19 protein-coding genes are annotated in these 22,104 nt (G+C 68.0%); 7 read left to right on the top strand and 12 right to left on the bottom strand.

Annotation, left to right across the window (positions count from 1 at the left end; all coding sequences use genetic code 11):
- The 5 genes from KHY18_RS23380 to KHY18_RS23360 form a co-directional block, all read right to left on the bottom strand.
- The coding region (locus tag KHY18_RS23380; RefSeq protein WP_213305674.1) for a hypothetical protein at positions 1–377 on the bottom strand (377 nt) is incomplete at its 3' end.
- A complete protein-coding gene (locus tag KHY18_RS23375) occupies positions 374–1,777 on the bottom strand; it encodes a DUF3526 domain-containing protein (RefSeq protein WP_213305671.1) in 1,404 nt (467 codons plus the stop codon). The genes KHY18_RS23375 and KHY18_RS23380, both read right to left, overlap by 4 nt.
- Positions 1,774–2,514, bottom strand: coding sequence for an ABC transporter ATP-binding protein (locus KHY18_RS23370; RefSeq protein ID WP_249729336.1), 741 nt, complete (start codon positions 2,512–2,514; stop codon positions 1,774–1,776). Before KHY18_RS23370 ends, KHY18_RS23375 begins: the two co-directional genes overlap by 4 nt.
- On the bottom strand, positions 2,514–4,619 hold the full coding sequence (locus tag KHY18_RS23365; protein WP_213305668.1) for a TonB-dependent receptor: 2,106 nt from the start codon (positions 4,617–4,619) through the stop codon (positions 2,514–2,516). The genes KHY18_RS23370 and KHY18_RS23365 overlap by 1 nt, the downstream gene beginning before the upstream one ends.
- Positions 4,620–4,842: 223 nt before the next feature.
- The gene (locus tag KHY18_RS23360; protein WP_213305665.1) at positions 4,843–5,184 is read right to left on the bottom strand and encodes a hypothetical protein; all 342 of its coding nucleotides are present in this window, start codon (positions 5,182–5,184) and stop codon (positions 4,843–4,845) included.
- A 191-nt stretch (positions 5,185–5,375) separates the two neighbouring features.
- On the opposite strand from KHY18_RS23360, the gene KHY18_RS23355 reads away from it, so the two are divergent.
- From KHY18_RS23355 to KHY18_RS23340, 4 genes are all read left to right on the top strand, one after another.
- Complete coding sequence (locus KHY18_RS23355; RefSeq protein ID WP_213305662.1) at positions 5,376–6,350, top strand: LysR substrate-binding domain-containing protein; 975 nt, start codon at positions 5,376–5,378, stop codon at positions 6,348–6,350.
- Positions 6,351–6,384: 34 nt separating this feature from the next.
- Positions 6,385–7,296: a LysR family transcriptional regulator gene (locus tag KHY18_RS23350; RefSeq protein ID WP_213305659.1), complete on the top strand. Its 912-nt coding sequence runs from the start codon at positions 6,385–6,387 to the stop codon at positions 7,294–7,296.
- Positions 7,297–7,422: 126 nt separating this feature from the next.
- Positions 7,423–8,604 (top strand): MFS transporter, encoded by a 1,182-nt coding sequence (locus KHY18_RS23345; RefSeq protein WP_213305656.1) that lies wholly within the window; start codon positions 7,423–7,425, stop codon positions 8,602–8,604.
- Positions 8,605–8,684: 80 nt separating this feature from the next.
- The gene (locus KHY18_RS23340) at positions 8,685–9,569 is read left to right on the top strand and encodes an alpha/beta hydrolase family protein (RefSeq protein ID WP_213305653.1); all 885 of its coding nucleotides are present in this window, start codon (positions 8,685–8,687) and stop codon (positions 9,567–9,569) included.
- A gap of 36 nt (positions 9,570–9,605) precedes the next feature.
- Here KHY18_RS23340 and KHY18_RS23335 read toward each other — a convergent pair whose 3' ends face one another.
- From KHY18_RS23335 to KHY18_RS23305, 7 genes are all read right to left on the bottom strand, one after another.
- Complete coding sequence (locus KHY18_RS23335; protein ID WP_213305650.1) at positions 9,606–10,667, bottom strand: porin; 1,062 nt, start codon at positions 10,665–10,667, stop codon at positions 9,606–9,608.
- A 62-nt stretch (positions 10,668–10,729) separates the two neighbouring features.
- A complete protein-coding gene (locus KHY18_RS23330) occupies positions 10,730–11,692 on the bottom strand; it encodes a tripartite tricarboxylate transporter substrate binding protein (protein WP_213305647.1) in 963 nt (320 codons plus the stop codon).
- Positions 11,689–12,792, bottom strand: a complete 1,104-nt coding sequence (locus KHY18_RS23325; RefSeq protein WP_213305644.1) for a CobW family GTP-binding protein — start codon at positions 12,790–12,792, stop codon at positions 11,689–11,691. The genes KHY18_RS23330 and KHY18_RS23325 overlap by 4 nt, the downstream gene beginning before the upstream one ends.
- A 132-nt stretch (positions 12,793–12,924) precedes the next feature.
- On the bottom strand, positions 12,925–13,290 hold the full coding sequence (locus tag KHY18_RS23320; RefSeq protein WP_213305641.1) for a hypothetical protein: 366 nt from the start codon (positions 13,288–13,290) through the stop codon (positions 12,925–12,927).
- 8 nt (positions 13,291–13,298) lie between these two features.
- On the bottom strand, positions 13,299–15,089 hold the full coding sequence (locus KHY18_RS23315) for a hydantoinase B/oxoprolinase family protein (RefSeq protein WP_213305638.1): 1,791 nt from the start codon (positions 15,087–15,089) through the stop codon (positions 13,299–13,301).
- Complete coding sequence (locus tag KHY18_RS23310) at positions 15,086–17,164, bottom strand: hydantoinase/oxoprolinase family protein (RefSeq protein WP_213305636.1); 2,079 nt, start codon at positions 17,162–17,164, stop codon at positions 15,086–15,088. The genes KHY18_RS23315 and KHY18_RS23310 overlap by 4 nt, the downstream gene beginning before the upstream one ends.
- Before the next feature lie 15 nt (positions 17,165–17,179).
- The gene (locus KHY18_RS23305) at positions 17,180–18,037 is read right to left on the bottom strand and encodes a fumarylacetoacetate hydrolase family protein (RefSeq protein ID WP_213305633.1); all 858 of its coding nucleotides are present in this window, start codon (positions 18,035–18,037) and stop codon (positions 17,180–17,182) included.
- 114 nt (positions 18,038–18,151) lie between these two features.
- Between KHY18_RS23305 and KHY18_RS23300 the strand changes: the two genes are divergently transcribed.
- The 3 genes from KHY18_RS23300 to KHY18_RS23290 all read left to right on the top strand — a co-directional run bounded on the left by KHY18_RS23300 (position 18,152) and on the right by KHY18_RS23290 (position 21,943).
- Positions 18,152–19,102: a LysR family transcriptional regulator gene (locus KHY18_RS23300; protein ID WP_213305630.1), complete on the top strand. Its 951-nt coding sequence runs from the start codon at positions 18,152–18,154 to the stop codon at positions 19,100–19,102.
- Positions 19,103–19,199: 97 nt separating this feature from the next.
- Positions 19,200–20,291: a ligase-associated DNA damage response exonuclease gene (locus KHY18_RS23295; protein ID WP_213305626.1), complete on the top strand. Its 1,092-nt coding sequence runs from the start codon at positions 19,200–19,202 to the stop codon at positions 20,289–20,291.
- Complete coding sequence (locus KHY18_RS23290) at positions 20,288–21,943, top strand: ATP-dependent DNA ligase (RefSeq protein WP_213305623.1); 1,656 nt, start codon at positions 20,288–20,290, stop codon at positions 21,941–21,943. The genes KHY18_RS23295 and KHY18_RS23290 overlap by 4 nt, the downstream gene beginning before the upstream one ends.
- Positions 21,944–22,104: the final 161 nt, after the last annotated feature.

Raw genomic sequence — 22,104 nt, 5'->3', positions numbered from 1 at the left:
TCGACATGCGGGCTGTCGAGCGACGCATTGACGCGCACCGGCAGCGCGGCCAGCCGCTGCACGCCCAGCGCCAGGCCGGCGTCCACCGGCATGCGCGTGGCGCCCAGATCGCCGCGCCCCAGCTGGTAGGTGGCGTTGGCCCGGGCCTGGCCGGGCGCGGCGGCCTTGTCGAACTGCGCGCTGGCTTGGGCCCGCTTTTCATCGAACACCGCGGCATCGCCTGCCGCGGATGCGCGCCAGGCGCGTGCGTCCAGGCCGGCGGACACGGCGCAGGCGAGCAGCACCAGGAACAGCGCGCCCAGCGCCCACCAGGCCAGGGGCTGGCGGCGCAGCCGCAGGGCTTCTGCCTGCCAGTGAATGCGGCGTGGCCAGCTCATGGCTGGAGCTTTCGTGCGCTCCAGGCCAGCGCGCCCAGGCCCAGCAGCAGCCAGGCCGACAGCAGGCTCCAGTCGGCGCCGCTGTGGCGCAGCGCAAAGCCGGTGTCCGGCGCGGCGTAATGCCACTGCGGCGCGGCCTGCCACTGGGCGTTGCCGCCGTAGCGGCTTTCAAACGAAGTCACTCCGCGTGTGGTGTGCATATCCCATTCATCCATGAAGATCGTGTACTGCTGGCGATATTGCTCGGCAGCGTCCTCGAAATGCTGGCGGTGCGCCAGGTCGGTGCCCGCGAGCGCGCTGGCGATGGCCTGCATGCTGGCGTAGGGCGTTGCCGCCGTGGCCCAGCGCAGCAGGCGCTGCTGCGCGCGCTGCGCCTGCCACAGCTGGTCGAAATGCAGCGCATGGACCTTGGTCGCATAGGCATCGCGAAACAGCCTTCGGCTGGCGTTGGCGCCGAACGGCAGGTCTTCGAGGCGTGCCACGCCGTGGTCCGCGAGCAGCCGGGCGTCGAAGGCCTTGAGCCGCTGCGCCGCCGTGCCGTCGCCCGGCAGGCCGTTCTCCATGTCGTGCTGTATGCGCGCCCAGAACTGCGCGCCCGTGGGCAGGGGCGCGCGCTGCGCCACGGCCGAGGCCGACAGCCGGGGAAGCAGAAAGACCGCGCCCACCCAGAGCGCGAGCAGCACCAGCAGCGCGGCGCGCGACGTGGCGCACTGCGCCGACACGCAGACCGTGATCGCCGCCCAGACCGCGTAGTAGACGCACAGCGCGATCAGCAGCGCTGCCGTGGCCTGCGCGCCCTGCGGGGTGAGCAGCAGCCAGCCCGCGCCAAGCCATGCGGGCGCGAGCGCCAGCATGACGCCGGCGCAAAGCCCCAGCCATTTGCCCAGCAGCAGCGGCAGACCGCGCATGCCGCAGGCGTGCAGCATGCGCAAGGTGCCGTGCTCGCGCTCCTGGGTCACGCTGGCATGGCCCAGCACGGCGATCAGCAGCGGCACCAGGGCCAGCAGAACGAAAGCCGGGTTGAATTCGCCCAGTCCCAGCGACGGCGCGGCATCGGCGGCCGGCGCGAACATCGCCATGTTGCGCTTGTGGGGCTCGAGCCACAGCGCCTGGCCGGTCTGCGCGGCTATGCCGGGCGCGACGCCGGCCAGCGCCGATTTCGGCTGGAACGCGTAGAGGCCGAAGTGGGCCGCGCGGTGCGGGTTGCGCTCGCCCTGATGGTCCCATTGCTGGCGCGCGGTCGTCTCCACCTGCAGGCGCTCGCGTTCGGCGCTGTGGCGCTGCTGCGCGGCCAGCGCCAGCACGCCGCCCAGCAGCAGCGCGACCAGCAGGCCCAGGCCCCACAGCCGCCCGCCGCGCAGCAGCATGCGCACTTCCTTGAAAGCAATGGCCGCCATCATGCGGGGAACTCCGCCACGGCCGCGCCGCGCGCATGGCGCAGATAGAGGCGCTCGAGTTCCTCATGGGCGATGTCGCGCGCGTCGAATTCCGCGACCAGTCGGCCGGCGCGCAGAATGCCTATGCGGTCGGCGACCTGCAGCGCATTGAACAGATCATGCGTTGCCATGAGCACGGCCATGCCCGCGCGCCTGGCCTGCAGAACGCTTTGCGCGAACTCGTGCGCGGCGGCGGGGTCCAGGCCCGAAGTCGGCTCGTCGAGCAGCATCGCGCAGGCCTGTCGCGCCTGGGCGATCGCCAGGCCCACTTTCTGCCGCATGCCCTTGGAGTAGCCCGCGACGCGCCGGCCCTGGGCTTCGACCGCCAGGCCGCAGGCGCTGAGCAGGTCTTGCGCCTGGGCGTCGCCGAGCGCGATCTCCGACAGCGTGCAGAAATAGCGCAGGTTCTCCACGCCCGAGAGATAGGGGTAGAGCGCGACGTTCTCGGGCAGGTAGGCCAGGCGCGCGCGCGCCTGCTGCGGCTGCAGCGAAGCGTCTATGCCGTCCACCAGCGCCTGGCCCGATGCGGCGCGCACAAAGCCCAGCAGCGCATTGAGCGTGGTGGTCTTGCCCGCGCCATTGCCGCCGAGCAGCGCGTAGACGCAGCCCGCGGGCACGGCCAGGTTCAGCGCGTTGAGTGTCACGCGTTCGCCGCGGCGCACGCTGAGATCGCGCGCCTGCAGTATGGCGGTGCCGGCCATCAGAAGAAGTAGCGCAGCGTGGCGCCGAACGTGCTGCGGGGAACGGGCGAGACCATCAGGCCCGCGGCGCTGCCGTAGGCGATCTCGGTGCCGTGGCGCTGCGGCTGGAACGACGCGTACACCGACAGCTGGGTCTGGCCCCAGTCGTAGGTGCCGCGCAGGTCGTAGCGCGTGTACAGCGGCATGGTGCGCTCCTGCGTGGTGGGCGTGCCCACGTAGTAGGGGATGTCGGAGATCAGATAGGCATCGGCATTGAGCGTCAGCTGGCCGCTGCCCAGGCGCATGCGGTGCTGGGCGCCGGCCTTGAACTGGGTCGCGGGAATCGACAGCTTGGCGCCGGCGTTGGCCGCGGGGTTGTTGACCTTGGCTTGCAAAATCCTGCCCAGGCTCGCGTAGACGCTGGTCGCGGGCGTGGCGCGCCAGCGCGCCTCGAGTTCCACGCCCTTGCGCGTGGTGTCGCCCACCGACTTGAACGAGCCGTCGGCCTGGCCCACGATTTCATCCGAGTTGAGGATGTAATAGCCCGCGCCCGACACTGTCCAGCCGCTGGCCGGTGAGGCCGTGAAGCCCAGGTCATAGGAGCGCACCTTGCTCGGCGCGACCTGGCTGATGACGCCGCCGGCCGCGCCCAGCGGGCCGGTCGCGCCGCTGCTGCTGATCTGCTCGGCCGAAGGCGAGCGCATGCCTTCGGCGACATTGGCGAACAGCTCCAGCTGCGGGATCACCGTCCAGGACGCGCCCAGCTTGGGCGTGAATACGCCCTTGGAATAGGCGGTGCTGGCCGCGGGCAGTTTCAGATTGGCGATGTCGTAGTCGAAGCGGTCGTAGCGCGCGCCCGCGCTGAGCTTGACGCTGTCCGTGGCTTTCCACTGGCCCTGGGCGAAGACGCCGTAGGTCAGCAGGTCCAGGTCCTGGGAGTTGACGAAGTTGGTGGACGGCACGCGGTTCACATACATCTGCCGATAGGCAATGCCGCGGTCCTTGCGCAGCTCGGCCCCCAACGCCAGCGCGGCCTTGCCCAGCGTGGTGTTGTGGAACACGCGCGCGCCGAAGATGTCGCGGTCGTCCACGCCCACCGTGTGCTGCGTGGCGTTGGCCGTGATGGCGCGCGTGCGGGCTAAGCTTTCGGCGTAGCCGCTCGCATGCCAGCCGGCTTCGCCTTCGGCGGGCGCGCGGTTGAACACGATGCTGGTGCGCCGCGCGCTGCCGAAGCCGGGGTTGTTGGCCTGGGTGGAGCGCGGGTCGAGGCCGGCCTCGATCTGCGGCAGCAGCAGGTAGCCGCCGGCTTCGAAGTCGGAGACATAGCGCGTCACGCGCAGGCTGTAGCGTGCGCCTTCATGGGCCGTCGACAGCTTCCAGGAGAAGCTGTCGCGGTCGGTGCGCGAGGCGTAGCGATAGCCTTCGTTGCGGTAGACATCGGCGACCAGCAGCGAGTCGATGTCGGCGATGCGGTTCGACAGCACCAGCGAAGTGCGGCGCAGGCCGTAGCGCTCGGCGCTGACGCTGATGCTCGACGGCGTCGCGCTGGCGCCGTCGCGCGTGCGGATATCGACTGCGCCCGCGCGGTTCTGGTCGCCGTAGAGCGCCGAGATCGGCCCCTTGATGACATCGATGTGGTCGATCATCTCCGCGTTGAGCCATTCGAGAAACACCGGGCCGTGGCCGGCGCCGCCCTGGCTCGACGGAATGTTCTGCGGCACGCCGTCGACATAGACCGCGGTGTCGGCGCCATGCGTTCCCTGCGTGGCGAAGCCGCGCATGCGAAAGCCGTTGCCGGTATCGCCCTGGTCGATGTTGTTGGCCAGCACGCCGGGAACGCGGCGAAACAGATTGGAGATGTCGCGGCCCACATTGGTGCTCGCGATGTCGTCCTGGTTGATCTGCTGCACGCTCGCGGGCAAGGCCTTGGGCTGCAGCGTGATCGCCGCGCGCTCGCCGGGCGCGCGCGTCGCGGGGCCGGTGCTGCCGACGACATCGACCGCGGGCAGCGCGACGTCGACGTCGGAAGGTCGGGCGGTCTGCGCCTGCACGGCGGGAATCAGCGCGATGGCGAACGCAATGGCGCTCAGGCGCGCGGCAGGGTGAAATGCAAAGGAGTGGCGCATGGTCGAATTCGTCAGGTAGGGGGAAGCCGCGGCCAGCGGGGGCGCATGAAGGCCCACCGCGCCGCGCAAAAGCGAAAGGCAGTGCAAACAGGCTGGGCGGCGCGAGGTGCGCGCGCGCAGCCGCGCCACGCGGGTTCAACGCGTGGTGCCGGGCGTGGGAAAGAGGAGGGCGGGCGCGCACGGCGGCGCAGCGGCGTTCAGCCGTGCGGCGTGCGTCGCGCAATCACGCGCGCGGCGGGCCGCGCGGATCGGCGGCCAGCGGCGAATGCTGGCGCGGTTGTCCTGCGGGAAGCAGCGTGGGTGGAGCGCTGACTTCGGCGTGGAAGTGAAAGTCGGTGGGCGGCGCGCCCGGCGCGTGGTGCTGCGCATGGAACAGGCACCAGAGGCACAGTTCGGCGTGCAGCTCCTGGTCTGCGCCGCTGTCCTGCGCGCCCGCCACAGCCTGGGCCGCGGCGTTCACGGGCTCGCTCGCATGCCCGGCCTGGTGCAAGGGCCAGGCCAGCAGCAGGCAGGCCATCGAAATGGCAAGCACCCATTGCATGGTGGAACGAGGCAGGCGCAGCATGGAAGGCGGACGAAGGGAGTGGAGTGCGGGAACTCGCTCCCGCAGAAAAGGGGGCTTCATTGTTCCGTGCCTTGGCGCTTTTGGCGAGCGACATTTTGTGAACACAGGGTTGAGTTTCGTTCAACTGCTCAGCGGTGGCGCGGCACCTGAAAGTCCGACTTTTTGCCACCGGGTTGAACTAGACTCAACCCATGATTGCCCCCTTGTCCCACCGTGCCCATACGCCGGCGCTGGGCGCGCTGCGCGCGTTCGAAGCCGCGGCGCGCCTGGGCAGCCTCAGTGCCGCGGCCGCCGAATTGCATGTCACCAAGAGCGCGATCAGCCACCAGCTGCGCGGTCTGGAAGACGCCTTGCGCGTGCCTTTGCTGCTGCGCGGCGCAAGCCTGCGGCGCACGCAGCTGACCCAGGAAGGCGCCAAGCTGTTGCTGTCGGTGCAGCAGGCGCTGGCGCTGCTCGAAGCCACCTGCAACGACATTCGCGGCGCCGTGGAGACGTCGCCGGCCCAGGTGCTCAATGTCTCGAGCAGCCAGTCGGTGGCGACGCTGTGGCTGGCGCAGAGCATGCAGCGCTTTTCCCAGGCCCACCCCGATATCGCGCTCGCGTTCCACCAGCACAGCAACCAGAAGCCGGCCTGGAAGACCCAGGGTATAGACCTGGCCATCTTGCATGTGCGCGACGCGGGGCCGCACTTCGCGCAAGAGGGCGACATTGCGCTGATGGAAGAGACGATTGTTCCTTTCTGCAGCGCCGACCATGTGCCGCGCGGGCGCGAGAACGATGCGCGCTTCATCGCCGAGTCGCGCTGGATAGAGGAGCGCCATGTCGGCAGCCCCGAGACCGGCTGGGACCTGTGGCAGGCGCGGCTGGGACTGCAGGCCAGGGGCCGTGGCGCGACCACGGCCTTGAGCGGCTTCGCGACGGTGGTCGCCGCGGTGCAGGCGGGCGCGGGCGTGGGCCTGGGCCGGTTGCCGTTCATCAGCGAAGACATCGCGCGCGGGCGGCTCGTGGCCCTGATGCCCCAGACCTGCATGCGCGGGTCCTGGCGCTATGTGGCCCGGGTGCGGCCGGGGCGCGCCGTCGACGCGCCGCTGGCCAAGCTCATCGCCTTCATGCGCGAAGACGCACTGCGGCTCACGGCGCTGGCGGGGCTCACGGCGCGCGATTAGAAGCCAGGTGCGTCACAAGACTTCGGATACCTCAATGATAGAAACCCGCCTGCTGCAGCAATTCATTGCCGTGGCCGAAGAACTGCATTTCAACCGCGCAGCGCAGCGTCTGCACATGGCCCAGCCGCCGCTGAGCCAGGCGATTCGCCGGCTCGAGCGCGAAATGGGCCTGGCGCTGTTCGAGCGCACGAACCGCAGCGTCGCGCTGACGCCGGCCGGCGCGGCGTTTGCGAACACCGCCAGGCAGATTCTGCAATCGCTCGATGACGGCGTGGCGCAGACGCAGCGCGTGGCCCAAGGGCTTGAAGGTCTGCTGACGCTGACCTTCATCAATATCGCGCCCTATGCGCCGCTGCTGCGCGCGCTGCGTGGTTTTCGGCTGGCGAGTCCGGGTGTGGCGTTCACGATGCAGGAAGCCACGACGCAGGAGCAGGTGCAGGCGCTCGAAAGCGGCGCTGCGGACATAGGATTTCTGCGCACGCCCGGAACGACCACGCCCCAGCTGCAATTCGAGACGCTGCTGCGCGAGCCCATCTGTGTGGCGCTGCCGGCCGGGCACAGGCTGGCGGGCAGTGCGCAGATCGTGCTGGCCCTGCTCAAGGACGAGGCTTTTGTCGCTTCGCCGCGGCCGCTGGGGCCGGGCTTTCACGACCAGTTGATCGCGCTGTGCCAGGCCGCGGGTTTTGTGCCGCGGGTGGTGCAGCAGGCGCGACAGATGCAGACGCTGATCGCGCTCGTGGCCAGTGGCTTCGGCATTGCGCTGGTGCCGGCATCGCTGGCGACGGGCGCCCAGCACGATGTGGTGTTTCGCCCCATCGCCGTCGACGCGCCCCACGCGCTGTGCACGCTGGAGCTGCTGATGGCCTGGAAAGCCGGCCGGCCGTCGGCGATTCGCGACCGGCTGATCGCCCAAGTGCGTGGCGCTTTTGCGCCGGCCGCTGATTGAGACGCCGGGCGTCTCGTTGGGCGACAAAAACGGTATTTTACGCCGGCCGATGCGGCGGCTACGCTGCGGCAGCACCCGCGCTCCACCCGGAGACGCCGGGATTGCAGCCCTTCACTTCGGACAGCCATGCCGGTCGCGATCTATATCTTTTCCCTGTGTACCTTTGCCTTCGGGCTGTCCGAGTTTGTCGTCGCCGGTCTGGTGTCGGCGATTGCCGTCGATCTTGACGCCAGGATCGCCGCCGTCGGCACGGCGATTGCGGCCTACGCGCTGGGCGCGTCGCTGGGCGCGCCATTCCTCACTGCGCTGCTCGCGCACTGGAAGGACAGGAACATTCTGCTGCTGGCCATGGCCGCGCTCGCCGTGGGCAGCGTGCTGATGAGCGCTGCCCCCAATCTGCCCATGCTGCTCGCGGTGCGCTTTGTCGTCGGCCTGGGACATGGCGTCTTCATGGCTGTGGCCTCGGACGCGGCGACGCAACTCGTGCCGGCTGCGCGTTCGGGGCGCGCGCTGTCCGTGGTCTGGATTGGCTTGACGCTGGCGCTCGCGGTCGGTGTGCCGCTGGGCACCTTGCTGGGCAGCCTCTGGTCCTGGCGCGCCATTTTCCTGGCCATAGGCGCTCTGGGCCTGCTGGGCCTGCTGGGACTGCTGTTCTTCATGGACAGCCATGCCAAGCCCAAGCGGCGCGCGGCGGGCGGCGCGTGGAAAGGCCTGCAGGCGATCACCCACCCGCAGTTGCTGCGCACGGCAGGCACAGCCGCCCTGGTGAGCGTCGCGACCTTTGCGTTCTTCACCTATGTCTCGCCCTATCTGCTGCGCATCACGGCACTCGATGCCGCCTGGCTGAGCCTGGCCATGCTGCTGTTTGGCATGTGCTCCATCGCCGGCAATCTGCTGGGCGGCTACCTCGCCGACCGGGTGGACGCGGGCCGCAGCACCTGGCTGGCCCTCGCGGGGCTCACGCTGAACCTGGCCGCGCTTTACGTGCTGCGCAGCGCCGCGCCGGCCATGCTGGTGCTGATCGGCACGCTGGGAATCTTCTTCTTCGCCATCGTGACGCTGCTGACCATGCGCCTGCTGCAGCAGGCCAGGCGCCATGTTCCGCAGTTCACGGCCGTCGCTGCGGGCCTGAACATCGCGTCGTTCAATCTGGGCACGGCGCTCGGCGGGGTGCTGGGCAGCCTCACGATTGCCGCTGGCAGCCTGGAACAGGTGCCGCTGGTCGGGGCGCTGGCCGCGGCCCTGGCTGCCGCGATGCTGTATCTGCAGTTGCGGCGCAACCGCAGGCCCGGGGCGGCAGGCGCGTAGATGACAGCGCGGCGCGTGGCGCTGGCGCACCATGCGGGTGAGAAGCGGCGTTCGTCGCTGCCTTGCCAAGGATTGCGCCCATGTCCCATGCGATAGCTCCCGTGCCCACAACGATGGCGCTCACTGCGGCCGATGGCTATGTATTGGGCGCGACGCTGTACCCCGCCGTGCCACGTCCAGTGGCGCGCCTGATCGTTGCCGGCGCCACCGCCGTGCCCCAGGGCTTTTACCGCCGCTTTGCCGAGTTCGCCGCGGCCCGGGGCTTCGAGACGCTGACGTTCGACTACCGGGGAATAGGGCTGTCGCGCCCGCCATCGCTCAAGGGCTTTCGCATGTCGTTGCTGGACTGGGGGCAGCTCGACCTGGCGGCGGCGGTGGAGGAGATGGCCGGCAACGATGGCCTGCCGCTGTACATCATCGGCCATTCCTACGGCGGCCATGCGCTGGGCCTGCTGCCCAACCATCACAAGGTCGCCGCGTTCTACGGCTTCGGCGTGGGCGCGGGCTGGCATGGCTGGATGCGCCGCAGCGAGCAGTTCAAGGTGCTGCTGATGTGGCATCTGGTGCTGCCCGTGCTGACGCGCTGGAAAGGCTACTGCCCCTGGAAAATGCTGGGTTTGGGCGAGGACTTGCCGCGCGACGCGTTCGTCCAATGGCGCCACTGGTGCGGCTTTGCTCGCTATTTCTTCGACGATCCGCAGATGCCGGACATGCAGGACCGGTACGCGGCCGTGACCTTGCCCCTGATGGCCGCGAACGCGGTCGACGACCTCTGGGCGCCGGCGCGCTCGCGCGATGCGTTCATGAGCGGCTACCGCAACGCGCCGCTTTCCACCTGCGATATCCATCCCGAAGGCGCAGCGCGCGGCATAGGCCACATGGGGTATTTCAGGTCGTCTTCGCAAGCCCTGTGGCAGGACGCGCTGGATTGGCTGGTGCAGTCCCGGCCGGGCGCGGCGCGCTGAGTTCCCTCAAGGCCCGGCGGCCACGCCGCGCGCGATTCAGAAGCTGTGGCGCATGCCTATGTCCAGACCCGTCCAGCTCGCGTTCGCCACGCCGGCAACACCGCCGCCCGTCAAGGCCGATCCGTTGCGGTTTTGCAGACGGGAATAGGTGGAGTACAGCGCCGTGCGTTTGGACAGGCTGTAGACATAGCCGACGGCCAGTTGCTGGGCCTGGCGATCGCTGGCCGAGTTGTCGGATACGCGCGAGTAGGAGAGCGGAATGTAGCCTGGGCCGGCATTGATCTGGGCGCCGATCAGCCAACCGTTGGAGCGGTTCGGGGCCGCGATCAACTCCTTGCTGTCGCGGAAGATCTGTGCCATGGCCTTGACGCCGCCAAACTGGTAGCTCGCGCCGATGTTGGTCGTGGTGACATCGCCGGTGTTCAGGCGGGTTGCGCCATGGGCCAGGGCCAGGTTCCAGCCGTCGCGCGCATAGCCCAGCCGCACGCCGGTGTAACGACCATCCTGGCGCGCGGGGCCATTGCCCTCGGCCAGCGCATGCATGGCCTGGCCGTAGAAGCCATGCAGGCCGGGCAGCACGTAGCCTATGCTGTTGGAGGCGCGCACCGCGGTCTGCACCGTGGACACCCGGGTCAGGCCGCCTTGTGCAAGATTGTTCACCGAACCCGCGCCGGCGCTGCCGAAAGGATCAAAGCCCGTGAGGTTCCAATAGGTGGGCACGAAGTCGCGTCCCAGCCGCAGTTCGCCCCAGGTCTTCGATAGCAGGCTCACGGTGGAGCGGCGGCTGAATGTCAGCGCGCCGCCACCGGAAGTCGTCAGGTTGTCCGTGCTTGTCAGCGCGCCCGAGCCTGTATCGAGGTTGAGCCCCGCATCGAGCACAAAGCCCGCGGACCATCCGCCACCCAGATCTTCGATGCCGCGAAAGCCCAGGCGGCTGAACTGATTGCCGCCTATGCCGTTTTGGCGGGTGACGCTGCTGCCTGCCTGCTGGGCCCGCTGAACTGCAAGGTCAATGACGCCGAAAACGGTGACTGACGACTGCGCGTGGGTTGCGCCGCTGGCGATCAACATCGCCGCCACGGCGAGTGGCTTTTTCATGCTTGTCTCCATCTCTCGTTGTGATGAATGAATTTCCGGTCGTCCAGGCGTGACCGGGTCCGCTACTCCGGCTTGAAGCCGGCGTTCCTGAGCAGCTCGGCGCCCTGGGCGACGTCGTTGGCGATGAACTGGCGAAACTGCTCGGCGCTCTCGTTGACGGGATCTATGCCCAGGTGCGCCCAGGCGCCGGCCTTGGCTTGCACGCCGATGGCGGTGTTGATGGCCGCGTTCAAACGCTTGATGCGATCGGCTGGCGTGCCTTTGGGCGCCCAGACCCCATACCAGGACGAGTACGTCATTTCCGGGAATCCGCTCTCGCGGGCGGTCGGTACATCCGGCGTGAGGGCACTGCGCTTGGCGGCGGTGATCGCTATCGGCTTGACCTTTCCAGCCTTGGTCAGCGGCAACATGGAAATCATGGAATCAAGCAACAGCGAGGTATGGCCGCCCGCCACATCGATCAAGGCCGGCTGCGTGCCCCGGTAGGGGACGAAGGTGAACTTCACATTGCCCTGCTTGGCGAGCAGCAGCGTCGCCAGGTGGCTGGGGGCGCCCACGGCGGGAATGCCGGCCGTCCATTTCTCGGGCTGCTGCCGGGCCGCGCCAATCACTTCGCCCAGGTTCTTCGGCTCCAGATTGGGCGCGATCACCAGCATCAGCGGCGCCTCTCCCACGCGCGCCACGGGCGCGAAGTCGACTTGCGGGTCGTAGGGCGGGTGGCTCATGACCTGCTTGGCCAGCACATGGGTGGCGGCCGAAAACAGCAAGGTGTAGCCGTCTGCGGGTGCGGTCTGCGCGGCTTTTCCGCCGACCGTGCCATTGGCGCCCGATCGGTTGTCGATGAGCACCGGTACGCCGAGTTGCGTCTGCAGTTGATGGGCCAGCACGCGGGCTGCGTTGTCCACGCCGCCGCCCGCGGCAAACGGCACGACGATCTTGATGGCGCGCTCGGGGAATTTGTCCGTCTGACTCCAGGCGGGCGCCGCCGCCAAGGCGATGGCGGCCGCGATCATTTTCAAACTCATTTTGTCTCCTGTGGTTTTGGGGTGTCGGCAGAGGCCGCCGGGGAAGAACTGCTGTGGGCCCGGCGGCGCTCGAAGACGCGCAGCGTGTCGTCCATTGCCTGCGCATCCATGCCGCGCGTGATGAACACGATGCGCGTGCTGCGCTCGGCCCCGGGCCAGGAGGGCAGCATTTCGGGCGGGTGAAAAAGATGCTGCACGCCATGAATGACCAGGGGCCGCTCCGGCTCCTCGGCGAGATGCACCAGGCCCTTGACGCGCAGCAGGTCATCGCCGCGCATCGCGATCACCATGTCGAGCCAGGCGAAAAACGCCGCGCGCGGCAAGGGCCGGTCTCGAACGATGACGAAGGAATGGATGCCGTCGCGATGTGCCGAAACTGCCTGGGCTGCGCCATCGGCCTGCTGGCGATAGTGCGGGGCCTGCGCGTCTTGCGCGGTGCTGGCCGAAGGCTGGCGAAGCATCTGTTGCAGCAACGCCGGGTAGGCGTCGCTGGCCGTGTGCTGTGCAGCCGTCGCGCTGAGCCCGCGCAGGCGTTCGAGGAGTTCCGGCGAAGGCCGCTGCCCATGCGTCAAATCGGTCTTGGTCAGGAAAACCGTGTCCGCGACGGCGACCTGCCGCACGGACTCCGGGAAGCGGTCCAGGGTCTGCATTCCCAGCACGGCATCGACGGTGCAGGCCACGCCCGCGAGCCTGAAGTGCGAACGCACGGCGGGCTCGCCCATCAGCGAACGCAGGATGGGGCCGGGGTCGGCGAGACCGCTGGTCTCTATCAGCACCTGCCGCACCGCCGCGTCGGCGGACTGTGCGTTGCCGGCGATGCGCAGCAGGGCTTCGACCAGGTCACCGCGCACCGAGCAGCACATGCAGCCGTTGGCCAGCAGCACGGTATCTTCGGTCGTCTGCGCGATCAGATCGTGGTCTATGCCGATCTCGCCAAATTCGTTGACGATGACCACGGTGCCCGCCAGATCGGGCAGGTGCAGCAGCCGATTGAGCAAGCTGGTCTTGCCGCTGCCCAGAAAGCCCGTCAGCACCGTGACGGGAATGCGCTTGCCCGGCGCGGGTGCGTCGGCCAGCAGCGCGGAAAAATGCCCGCTCATGGTCGTGCAGCCCGAGCCGCAGGGCAGGGGGCATTCTCGGGAAGGGGATGGATGGCCGTCATGCTTGTCTCCTGGGGGCGCTGGCTGCCAGGCCCCGATGTTGTTGTTGCAGTGCCGCCTGAGATGCTGGCGCTAGACCATGTCCGCTCCATGCAATTGGGCGAAGGAGCGCAGCGTGCGTTCGAGCCGCTGCAGCGTCCAGTGCGCGACCGGCGCGGGCAGGCGTTCGCGCAGCACCTCGTCGAGCAGGGCGCGCAGCGGTTGCTGCCGCGCCGTCAGATCCTGGTGGGCGCGGAACCACTCGGCGATCTGGTCATCGTCGCAGCGCTCGCCGCCGTCCTGCAGGTAGTCGACGATGTCCAGCTCGAAGTCTTCCAGTCGCAAGCTCACGCCGCCCGAGCCGCAGGCGCAGGCCGATCCCAGGGCCACATGGCGCAGCGCCAGGCTGCACCACAGATCGAGCAGGCGTTCGGCGTGCTCTGCATGTGCGTCAGCCATGGCGGTACTCACTGGCCGGCCCAGGCAAGGTCGGTCGATGCGCCGGCGCCGTCCCGGGGCGTGCTGCGCAGCGTGCGCGTGGCTTCGTGATCGACCTGGCCCTTGGAGTCCAGCGCCACGCGGTAGACCTCGCGCGCCACCTTGGCACTGACATAGCCTTCGCGCACGTCCTCGGCGACCTTGTCGACGTCGCGCTCCAGCGGGTTGCCAAAGCCGCCCCCGCCACCCGACAGCATCTTGTAGGCGTCGCCGCGTTCCAGGCGCACGTTGAAGATCTTGGCGTTCGCGTGGTCGGTCTTCCACTCGCCCTTGTGGCGCACGGCCAGGCCATTGCCCATGGCGTCGCCGCCGCCTTCGAGGCCCCAGGGCTTGCAGTGCACCCGGTCGATGCGCGTGGTGACGGTGAACGGCGACAGCGCCTGCACCACCATCTCCGCGCCCAGGCCGCCGCGGTACTGGCCCGCGCCCGCGCTGTCCTGGCGAATCTCGTACTTCTCGACCAGCACCGGGTACTTGGCCTCGAGCTGCTCGGTCGGGCTGTTGTGGGTGTCGCCGTCGTTGATGCAGACCGTGACCGAAACCCCGTCTTCCTGGCTCTTGGCGCCCCAGCCGCCACCGAGCGGGCCTATGCCCACGATGAACAGCCTGCCGTCCTCGGGCGAAATGCCGTGGATGTTGGGAAACACCAGATCGGCGTGGTGGCCCGCGATGGAACGGTCGGGAATTGCGGGTGCGAGGGCCTTGAAGATGGTGTCGATCACCGTCATCGGGAAGGTCATCCAGACCCGCATCGGATAGGGGCGCTCGGCCGAGATCACCGTGCCCATGGGCATGATCACCTTGAGCGGGCGGAAGCTGCCGTCATTGACGGGATAGTCCGTGGGCGTGGTGAGGCACTTGTAGGCGACCTGCGCACAGGCGATGCCCGTGGTGAAGCCCGAGTTGTAGAAGCCGCGCACCTGCTTGCTCACATCCGACAGATCGACGGTCATCTCGTCGCCCGCGACCGTGATCTTCACGCGGATGGGAATGCGCTTGCCTATGTCCAGGCCGTCGTCATCCATGAACGATTCCGCTTCGTAGACGCCGTCGGGAATCGACAGCGTGTTCTTTCGCGCCACGGCTTCGGACGAGTCCATGATCTGGGCGATCGAGCCGTTCACCGCGTCCACGCCATAGCGCTGCAGCAGCTCGACGTAGCGGCGCTCGCCGGTGGTGATCGCCGTGATCTGCGCGCGCAGGTCGCCCAGCGCGCGCTCGGCCAGCCGCACGTTCATGGCGATGATGTCGATCAGGTCCTGGTTGACGACGCCCTCGCGCTGGTACTTCAGGATGGGAATCTGTATGCCTTCGCTGAAGATGTCGGTGGTCACGTTGCCCAGCGTGCCGCCCACGTCCAGCCAGTGCGCCATGCAGCAGGTGAAGCCTTCGAGCTTGCCTTCGTGGAACACCGGCATGGTGAACGTGAAGTGGTTCAGGTGGCTGCCGGTGGTGTAGGCATCGTTGGTCACCAGGATGTCGCCCGGCAGGATGTTCTCGTAGCCGAAATGCCGGATCTTGGCTTTCACCGTCTCCGACATGCCGCGGATGAACATCGGCAGGCCCAGGCCGATGGAGACGGTGTCGCCTTCCTTGGTGAACAGGCCCACCGTGAAGTCCAGCGCCTCGTAGATGATGAGGTTGTAGGCCGTGCGCGTGAGGTTGGTCTTCATCTCCTCGGTGACCGCGTACAGGCCGTTGCGGATGATCTCGACGGTGATCGGATCGATCGCCGCGGGGGTGTGGGGGGTGGTGCTCATGAACGGTCGCTCCCGATGTCGATTTGAAGATTGCCGAGTTCGTCGACGCGCAGCGCGTCGCCGGGCTGGACCACGGTGGTGGAGGCGTGTTCCTCGATCAGCGCCGGGCCGCTGATCGCATTGCCCGCGAGCAAGCGATCGCGGATGTAGACCGGCGTATCGGCCCAGCCGCCCGCGCGGAAGTACACCGGCTTGGTGGTCCGCAGCGCCCGCGTGTCGGGCGCGGCCATGCCTTGTTCCACGCTGTGCTTGGGCGGCTTCTTCATCGTGCCCAGCACGGTCACGCGCAGGCTCACGAGATCGGCGGGCTCGCCCGGAGCCGATGTTCCGTAGCGCACCTTGTGCAACTCGTCGAACTGCTGCTTGATGGCCGAGCGATCGCGGCCGGCAAAGAACGCCAGCGGCAGATCCACGGTCACTGCATGCTCCTGGCCCACGTAGCGCATGTCGGCCGCGCGCTCGATCACCACGCCGTCGGCCTGCACGCCCGACTGCGCGAGTGCGGCGCGGCCCTCGTCTTCCATCGATTGGTAGGCGGCCTCGATTTCCTCGAACGACACCTCGTTGAGCTTGCGGAACACCGAACGCACGTAGTCGTAGCGCAAGTCGGAGAACAACATGCCGTAGGCCGAGAAGTAGCCGGGCGCATAGGGAATCAGCACCTTGCGAATGCCGATCTCGCGCGCGATGGCCGAGGCATGCAACGGGCCTGCGCCGCCGTAGACCACCATCGTGAAACTGCCGGCATCCAGGCCACGCTCGGTGGTCACGGCCTTGACCGCATGCGACATCTGCGTCACGGCGATGCGCAGGATGCCGTCCGCCGCCTGCGTGGGGTCCAGGCCCAGCGGGTCGGCCACGCGCTCGCGCATCTGGCGCTGGCAGCTTTCCATGTCGAGCTGGAGTTCGCCGCCCAGGAAATTGTCCGCATCCAGCCGACCGAGCACCAGGTTGGCGTCGGTGACGGTGGGCTCCAAGCCGCCGCGCCCATAGGCGACCGGGCCGGGAATCGAGCCCGCGCTTTGGGGCCCCACGCGCAAGGCATTGCCGGTTTCCACGCGCGCGATCGAGCCGCCGCCGGTGCCGACCTCGTGGATGTCCATCATCGGAATCTGGATGGGCAGCGCGCGCTCGTAGCCGCCGATCAGCGCCGAGCCCGTGGTCAGCGGCCGGCCCGCGCTGATCACGCCCGCCTTGGCCGTGGTGCCGCCCATATCGAAGGCGATCGCGTCGCCCATGCCCAGCTGCGCACAGATGGCTTGCGCACCGATCACGCCGGCGGCCGGGCCGGACTCCAGCATGCGCACGCAGCCCACCTTGGCGTGCTCCACCGGGAACAGGCCGCCGGTCGATTGCACGATGTAGAAGTCGCCATCGAAGCCCTTGCCGGCCAGATGCGTTTCCAGCTGGCCCAGGTATTCGGAGACGCGCGGACCCACATAGGCATTCGCCACGGCCGTGGAGACGCGCTCGAACTCGCGGTATTCCTGGCTGAGCTCGTGCGAGGCGCAGACAAACGCGCCGGGAATCTCTTCCTGCAGGATCTGCTTGACGCGCTGTTCATGCGCCGGGTTGCGGTAGGAGTGCAGCAGCAGCACGGCCACGGCCTCGACGTTCTGGCCTTTCAGTTCGCGTGCCAGTTCGCGCACCGCGGCTTCGTCCAGCGGCTTGTGCGTGCTGCCGTCGGCGCGCAGGCGCTCGGACACCTCGAAGCGCAGCGAACGCTTGACCAACGGCTGGTGCTTGTTGAAGAACAGGTTGTAGGCGTCGGGCCGGTTCACGCGGCCGATCTCGTAGATGTCGCGAAAGCCCTCGGTGATGAGCAGTGCCGTATTGGCGCCTGTGCGCTCCAGCAGCGTATTGATGGCGATCGTGGAGCCATGCAGGAACAGGTGGCCGTCGCGCCAATCGATGTCGGCGCTGTCTATGGTCGCCTGAATGCCGTTGACCAGCGCGCCGTGCGTGGACAGCGCCTTGCCGAACAGCAGTTTTCCGCTGGCCTCGTCGAAGGCCGCCATGTCGGTGAAAGTGCCGCCGATGTCGACGGCGATGCGGAGTTTGGGTCGGATTGTCATGTGCTTGCTTTCAGTTCAGGTCGCGCTGCGGTCGGTGCCTATGCGGTTGCGCAACACGCCCAGACCCGTGATTTCGACTTCGACCTGATCGCCGTGCTGCATGTAGAGCGGCGGTTCGCGCCGGTCGCCGACGCCGCCGGGCGTGCCGGTGGCAATCACGTCGCCCGGTGACAGGGGCGTGAAGCGGGAGATATAGGCAACGATGGTCGGAATGTCGAAGATCAGGTCGGACAAGCCGGCCTTCTGCACCACCTGGCCGTTGAGCCGGGTTTCGAGCTGCAGCTGCGAGACATCCGGCACCTCGTCGCGCGTGACGAGGAAAGGACCAAAGGGCGCGGTGCCGGGAAAGTTCTTGCCCGGAGTGAACTGGTGCGTGTGGCGCTGCCAGTCGCGCACGCTGATGTCGTTGAAGCACGCATAGCCGGCGATATGCGCGAAAGCGTTTTCCTTGGCGATGTGGCGGCCGCCCTTGCCGATCACGAAAGCCAGCTCGCCTTCCCAGTCGAAGCGCTCGGAGAACGCCGGGCGCAGCACCTCGTCGCCGTCGGCGGCCAGGGAGTCGTTGAAGCGCAGGAACAGCGACGGGTATTCGCTGTCGGCGCGCTTGGTTTCGGCCACATGGGTCTTGTAGTTCAGGCCCACGCAGATCAGCTTGCCGGGGTTGGCAAGGACGGGCAGGGCACGAACGCCCGCACGTGCGAGCACCGTGCCTTGGCCGATGGCGTCACGCAGCTCGTCGAGGGCCGCGCCTTCGAGAACGGCGCGCACGTCGGGAAAACGGGACAGGAAAGCCTGGGGCGGCAACAGACAGTCATCGCCGTGCAGCACCCCATAGGTGGCCTGGCCGGCATGTTCGAAACTCAGAATTTTCATATCGGGCTCTGTGGTTGGAGAGTGCTGTGAACTTTAAGAATTCAACAGACTTTCTTCTAGATAGAATTCCCAGATATCAGAGTTCTCTTTTTTGGCAATTCTTAGGTGCATCCCATGAATCTCGCTGCTGTTCGCCTGTTCCTGGAAGTCGCCGAAGCGGGAAGTCTCAGCAAGGTCGCGGCACGCCGCCAGACCGTGCAGTCGCACATCAGCCGGCAGATCACCGACTTCGAAACGCAATGCGGCGGCGCGCTGTTCCGCCGTACCGGGCGCGGCGTGGTGCTGACGGAGCACGGCGTGCGCGTCGAGTCACGCCTGAGGGTCTGGCTCAACGACACGGAACATCTGATGGAAGAAATGCGCTTGGATTCCAGCCAGGTGATGGGCGAGGTCAGGCTGGGCATACTGCCTTCGTCGGCCCACCCTTTGGTCACCAGGCTGTTCCAACGGCTGCAGGCGCAGCACCCCGGCATCCGGCTCAATATCACCGAAGGCCAGGGCGTGGTGCTCGACACCTTGCTCGACAGCGGCGCTCTTGATCTGGCCATCCTGTTCCGGTTCCAGCCGCCGAGCAGCGCGGAGGAAAAGCTGCTGTGCGTGGTGCATACCTACCTGGTCTCCGCCCCCGGTGCCTTGCTGACCGAGCATCCGACGGTGGAGTTCGCCCAACTCAATGGGCTGCGCCTGGTGTTGCCGCGCCGCCCCAGCCATTGGCGCAATGCGCTCGATGAAACGGCACGTAGTCTGGGGTTTCGACTCGAATCCGTGGCCGAGGCCGACTCGCTCACGGTGCAGCGCGAGCTGGTGGCCCACACGCCGGGTCTGTACTCGATCCTGGGTCCGTTCACGGTCGTGGCGGACCTGCAGTCCGGGCGTCTGCAAGCCAGCAAGCTGGTGGGCCCCGATTTGTGCCGCCATGTCACGCTGTCCCTGCCCAAACAGGGCAAGCTCACGCCCGCATGCCGCATCGTTGCCGCCACCATCCAGGACCTGGTGGCGTCCTGGGGCGATCAGCTGACCGAGCCGCGCATTGCCGAACCGGGCGCGGCCAGTCCCGCAGCCTAGAGGCGCAAGCCTTCTGCGCGACCGGCTTCAGGTCGCGGCGTTGGATGCTGCCCCCGTCCTACAGCATCCTGCGCGCCGCCCGCATAGCATCGACAGCATGCGTGCTGCCGCCGACCTGATCATCGCCCGTCCCGAAGGACTGTATTGCCCGCCAGGCGATTTCTACATCGACCCCTGGCGGCCGGTGGAGCGGGCCGTGATCACCCATGCGCACAGCGACCACGCGCGCTGGGGCAGTGCGCATTACCTGGCCCAGCATGACAGCGCGCCGATTTTGCGCCGGCGCCTGGGCGAAGACATCACGCTGCAGACGCTGGCCTATGGCGAAGTGATAGAGCACCATGGCGTGAAACTGTCGCTGCACCCGGCCGGCCATGTGCTGGGCTCGGCCCAGGTGCGGCTCGCGCATGGCGGGCGCGTCTGGGTCGCGTCGGGCGACTACAAGCTCGAGAACGACGGCACCTGCGCGCCGTTCGAGCCCGTGCGCTGCGATACCTTCATCACCGAATCCACTTTCGGCCTGCCGATTTACCGCTGGCCCACGCAGGAATCGCTGTTCGCCGAAATCAACGCCTGGTGGCGCGCCAATGCCGAGGCCGGACGCGCGTCGGTGCTCTATGCCTATGCGCTGGGCAAGGCCCAGCGCCTGCTGCATGGCGTCGACGCGTCCATAGGCCCCATCGTCGCGCATGGCGCCGTGGAGCCGATCAACGCGATCTACCGCGCGGCGGGCGTGGCGCTGCCGCCCACGCACTACGCGACCGATGCGGCGCTCGACAAGGCGCTGCTTGCGCGCGCGCTGGTGATCGCGCCGCCGTCGGCCGGTCGCAGCAGCTGGCTGCGGCGCTTTGGGCCCAATCCTTCGGATGCATTCGCCAGCGGCTGGATGCTGCTGCGCGGCACGCGCCGCAGGCGTGGCGTGGACCGCGGCTTTGTGGTGTCCGATCACGCCGACTGGCCCGGACTGCAGTCGGCGATTCTTGCTACCGGTGCCGAACGCATCTTCGTCACCCATGGCAGCGTCGCCGTGATGGTGCGCTGGCTGGGCGAGCAAGGCTTGCAGGCCCAGGGCTTTTCGACCGAGTACGGCGATCACGACGAGACCGACGACGCCGCGCCGCGCACGCCGGGCGAAGAACCCGCGCCCGATGGCGGGAGCCCCGATGGCGGGAGCCCCGACTCCGCATGAAAGCTTTTGCCGATCTCTACCGCGAACTCGACGCGTCCACGTCCAGCCTCGCCAAGCAGGCCGCGCTGCAGCGCTATCTGCGCGCCGCGCCGGCGCGCGACGCGGCCTGGGCCGTCTATTTTCTTGCGGGCGGCAAGCCGCGCCAGCTGGTGCCCACGCGGCTGCTGCGCGAGCAGGCAAGGGCCGCGGCCGGCCTGCCCGAATGGCTGTTCGATGAAAGCTACGAAGCCGTGGGTGATCTCGCCGAGACCATTTCGCTGCTGCTGCCCGCACCCGACGCTGCGCTCGAACTGCCGCTGGCCGACTGGATGGAGCAGCATCTGCTGCCGCTGCGCGGTCAGGCACCCGAAGACCTGGCGCGCGTTCTGCAGCAGCATTGGCGCATGCTGGCCGCGGCCCAGCGCCTGGTCTATTTCAAATTGATCACGGGCGCATTCCGCGTGGGCGTGTCGCGGCTGCAGGTCACGCAGGCGCTGGCCGCCGTGAGCGGCGTAGACGCCAAGGTGATTGCCCAGCGGCTCATGGGCTATACGCATATCGGCGCCCAGCCCGGCGCCGCCGATTACGCGGCTTTGATCGCCGCCGACGACGCCGCGGGCGAAGGCAACGGGCCGCGCGGCGGCCAGCCCTATCCGTTCTTTCTGGCCCATCCCTTCAATCTTGCGCTGGAGCAGTTCGATGCGGCGCTGGGCCCGGCCGACGGCTGGCTGGTCGAGTGGAAATGGGACGGTATACGCGCCCAGTTGGTCAAGCGCGACGGCCAGGTTTCGGTCTGGACGCGCGGCGAAGAGCTGGTCAGCGACCGCTACCCCGAGCTGCAGGCCATGGGCCAGGGCCTGCCCGACGGCACGGTGCTCGACGGCGAAATATTGGTCTGGCGCGACGGCCGTGCCCAGCCGTTTGCCGAACTGCAGCAGCGCATAGGCCGCAAGACATTGAGCGCCAAGCTGTTGCGCGATCTGCCCGTGGTGCTGTGCGTCTACGACTTGCTGGAGCAGCAGGGCGCCGATCTGCGCGCCGTGCCCCAGCACGAACGCCGCGCGCGGCTGGAGCAACTGGTCGCAGCCTTTCCCCATCCCCAGCTCGAACTGAGCCCGCTGCTGCGCGGCGCCGACTGGGCCGACCTGGCGCGCCAGCGCGAACAGGCGCGCGCGCTGGGCGTAGAAGGCATGATGCTCAAGCGGCTGGATGCGCAATACGGCGTGGGCCGCACCAAGGACGTGGGCGTCTGGTGGAAATGGAAGATAGACCCGCTGTCGGTCGACGCGGTGCTGATCTATGCGCAGCGCGGCCATGGGCGGCGCGCGAGTCTCTACAGCGATTACACGTTTGCCGTGTGGAACGGCGCGCAGGATGACCCCGCGCGCCAGCTCGTGCCCTTCGCCAAGGCCTATTCGGGCCTGACCGACGCCGAGATGCGCGCCGTCGATGCGGTGATTCGCAAGACCACGATAGAGACGTTCGGCCCGGTGCGCAGCGTCACGCCGACCATGGTGTTCGAGCTGGGCTTCGAAGGCATCGCGGCCAGCAAGCGCCACAAGAGCGGCATTGCGGTGCGCTTTCCGCGCATGCTGCGCCGGCGCGAAGACAAGCCCGTGGAGGAAGCCGATACGCTGGCCACCTTGCAGGCGCTGCTGCAAGCAGGCGGCTGATGGCCGGCCGCAGCGACCCCGCGCTCGCGGCCTGGATCGCCGCGCGCGGCTGGAAGACTTTCGCGTTCCAGCGCCGCGTCTGGGCCGAGATGGCGCAAGGCCGCAGCGGCCTGCTGCATTCGAGCACGGGCAGCGGCAAGACGCTCGCGGTCTGGCTGGGC

Source organism: Acidovorax sp. CCYZU-2555 (assembly GCF_018413525.1).
Classification (GTDB): domain Bacteria; phylum Pseudomonadota; class Gammaproteobacteria; order Burkholderiales; family Burkholderiaceae_C; genus Comamonas.
Note: the sequence above shows the minus strand (reverse complement) of the source record. Positions and strands in the feature narration are given on the sequence as shown.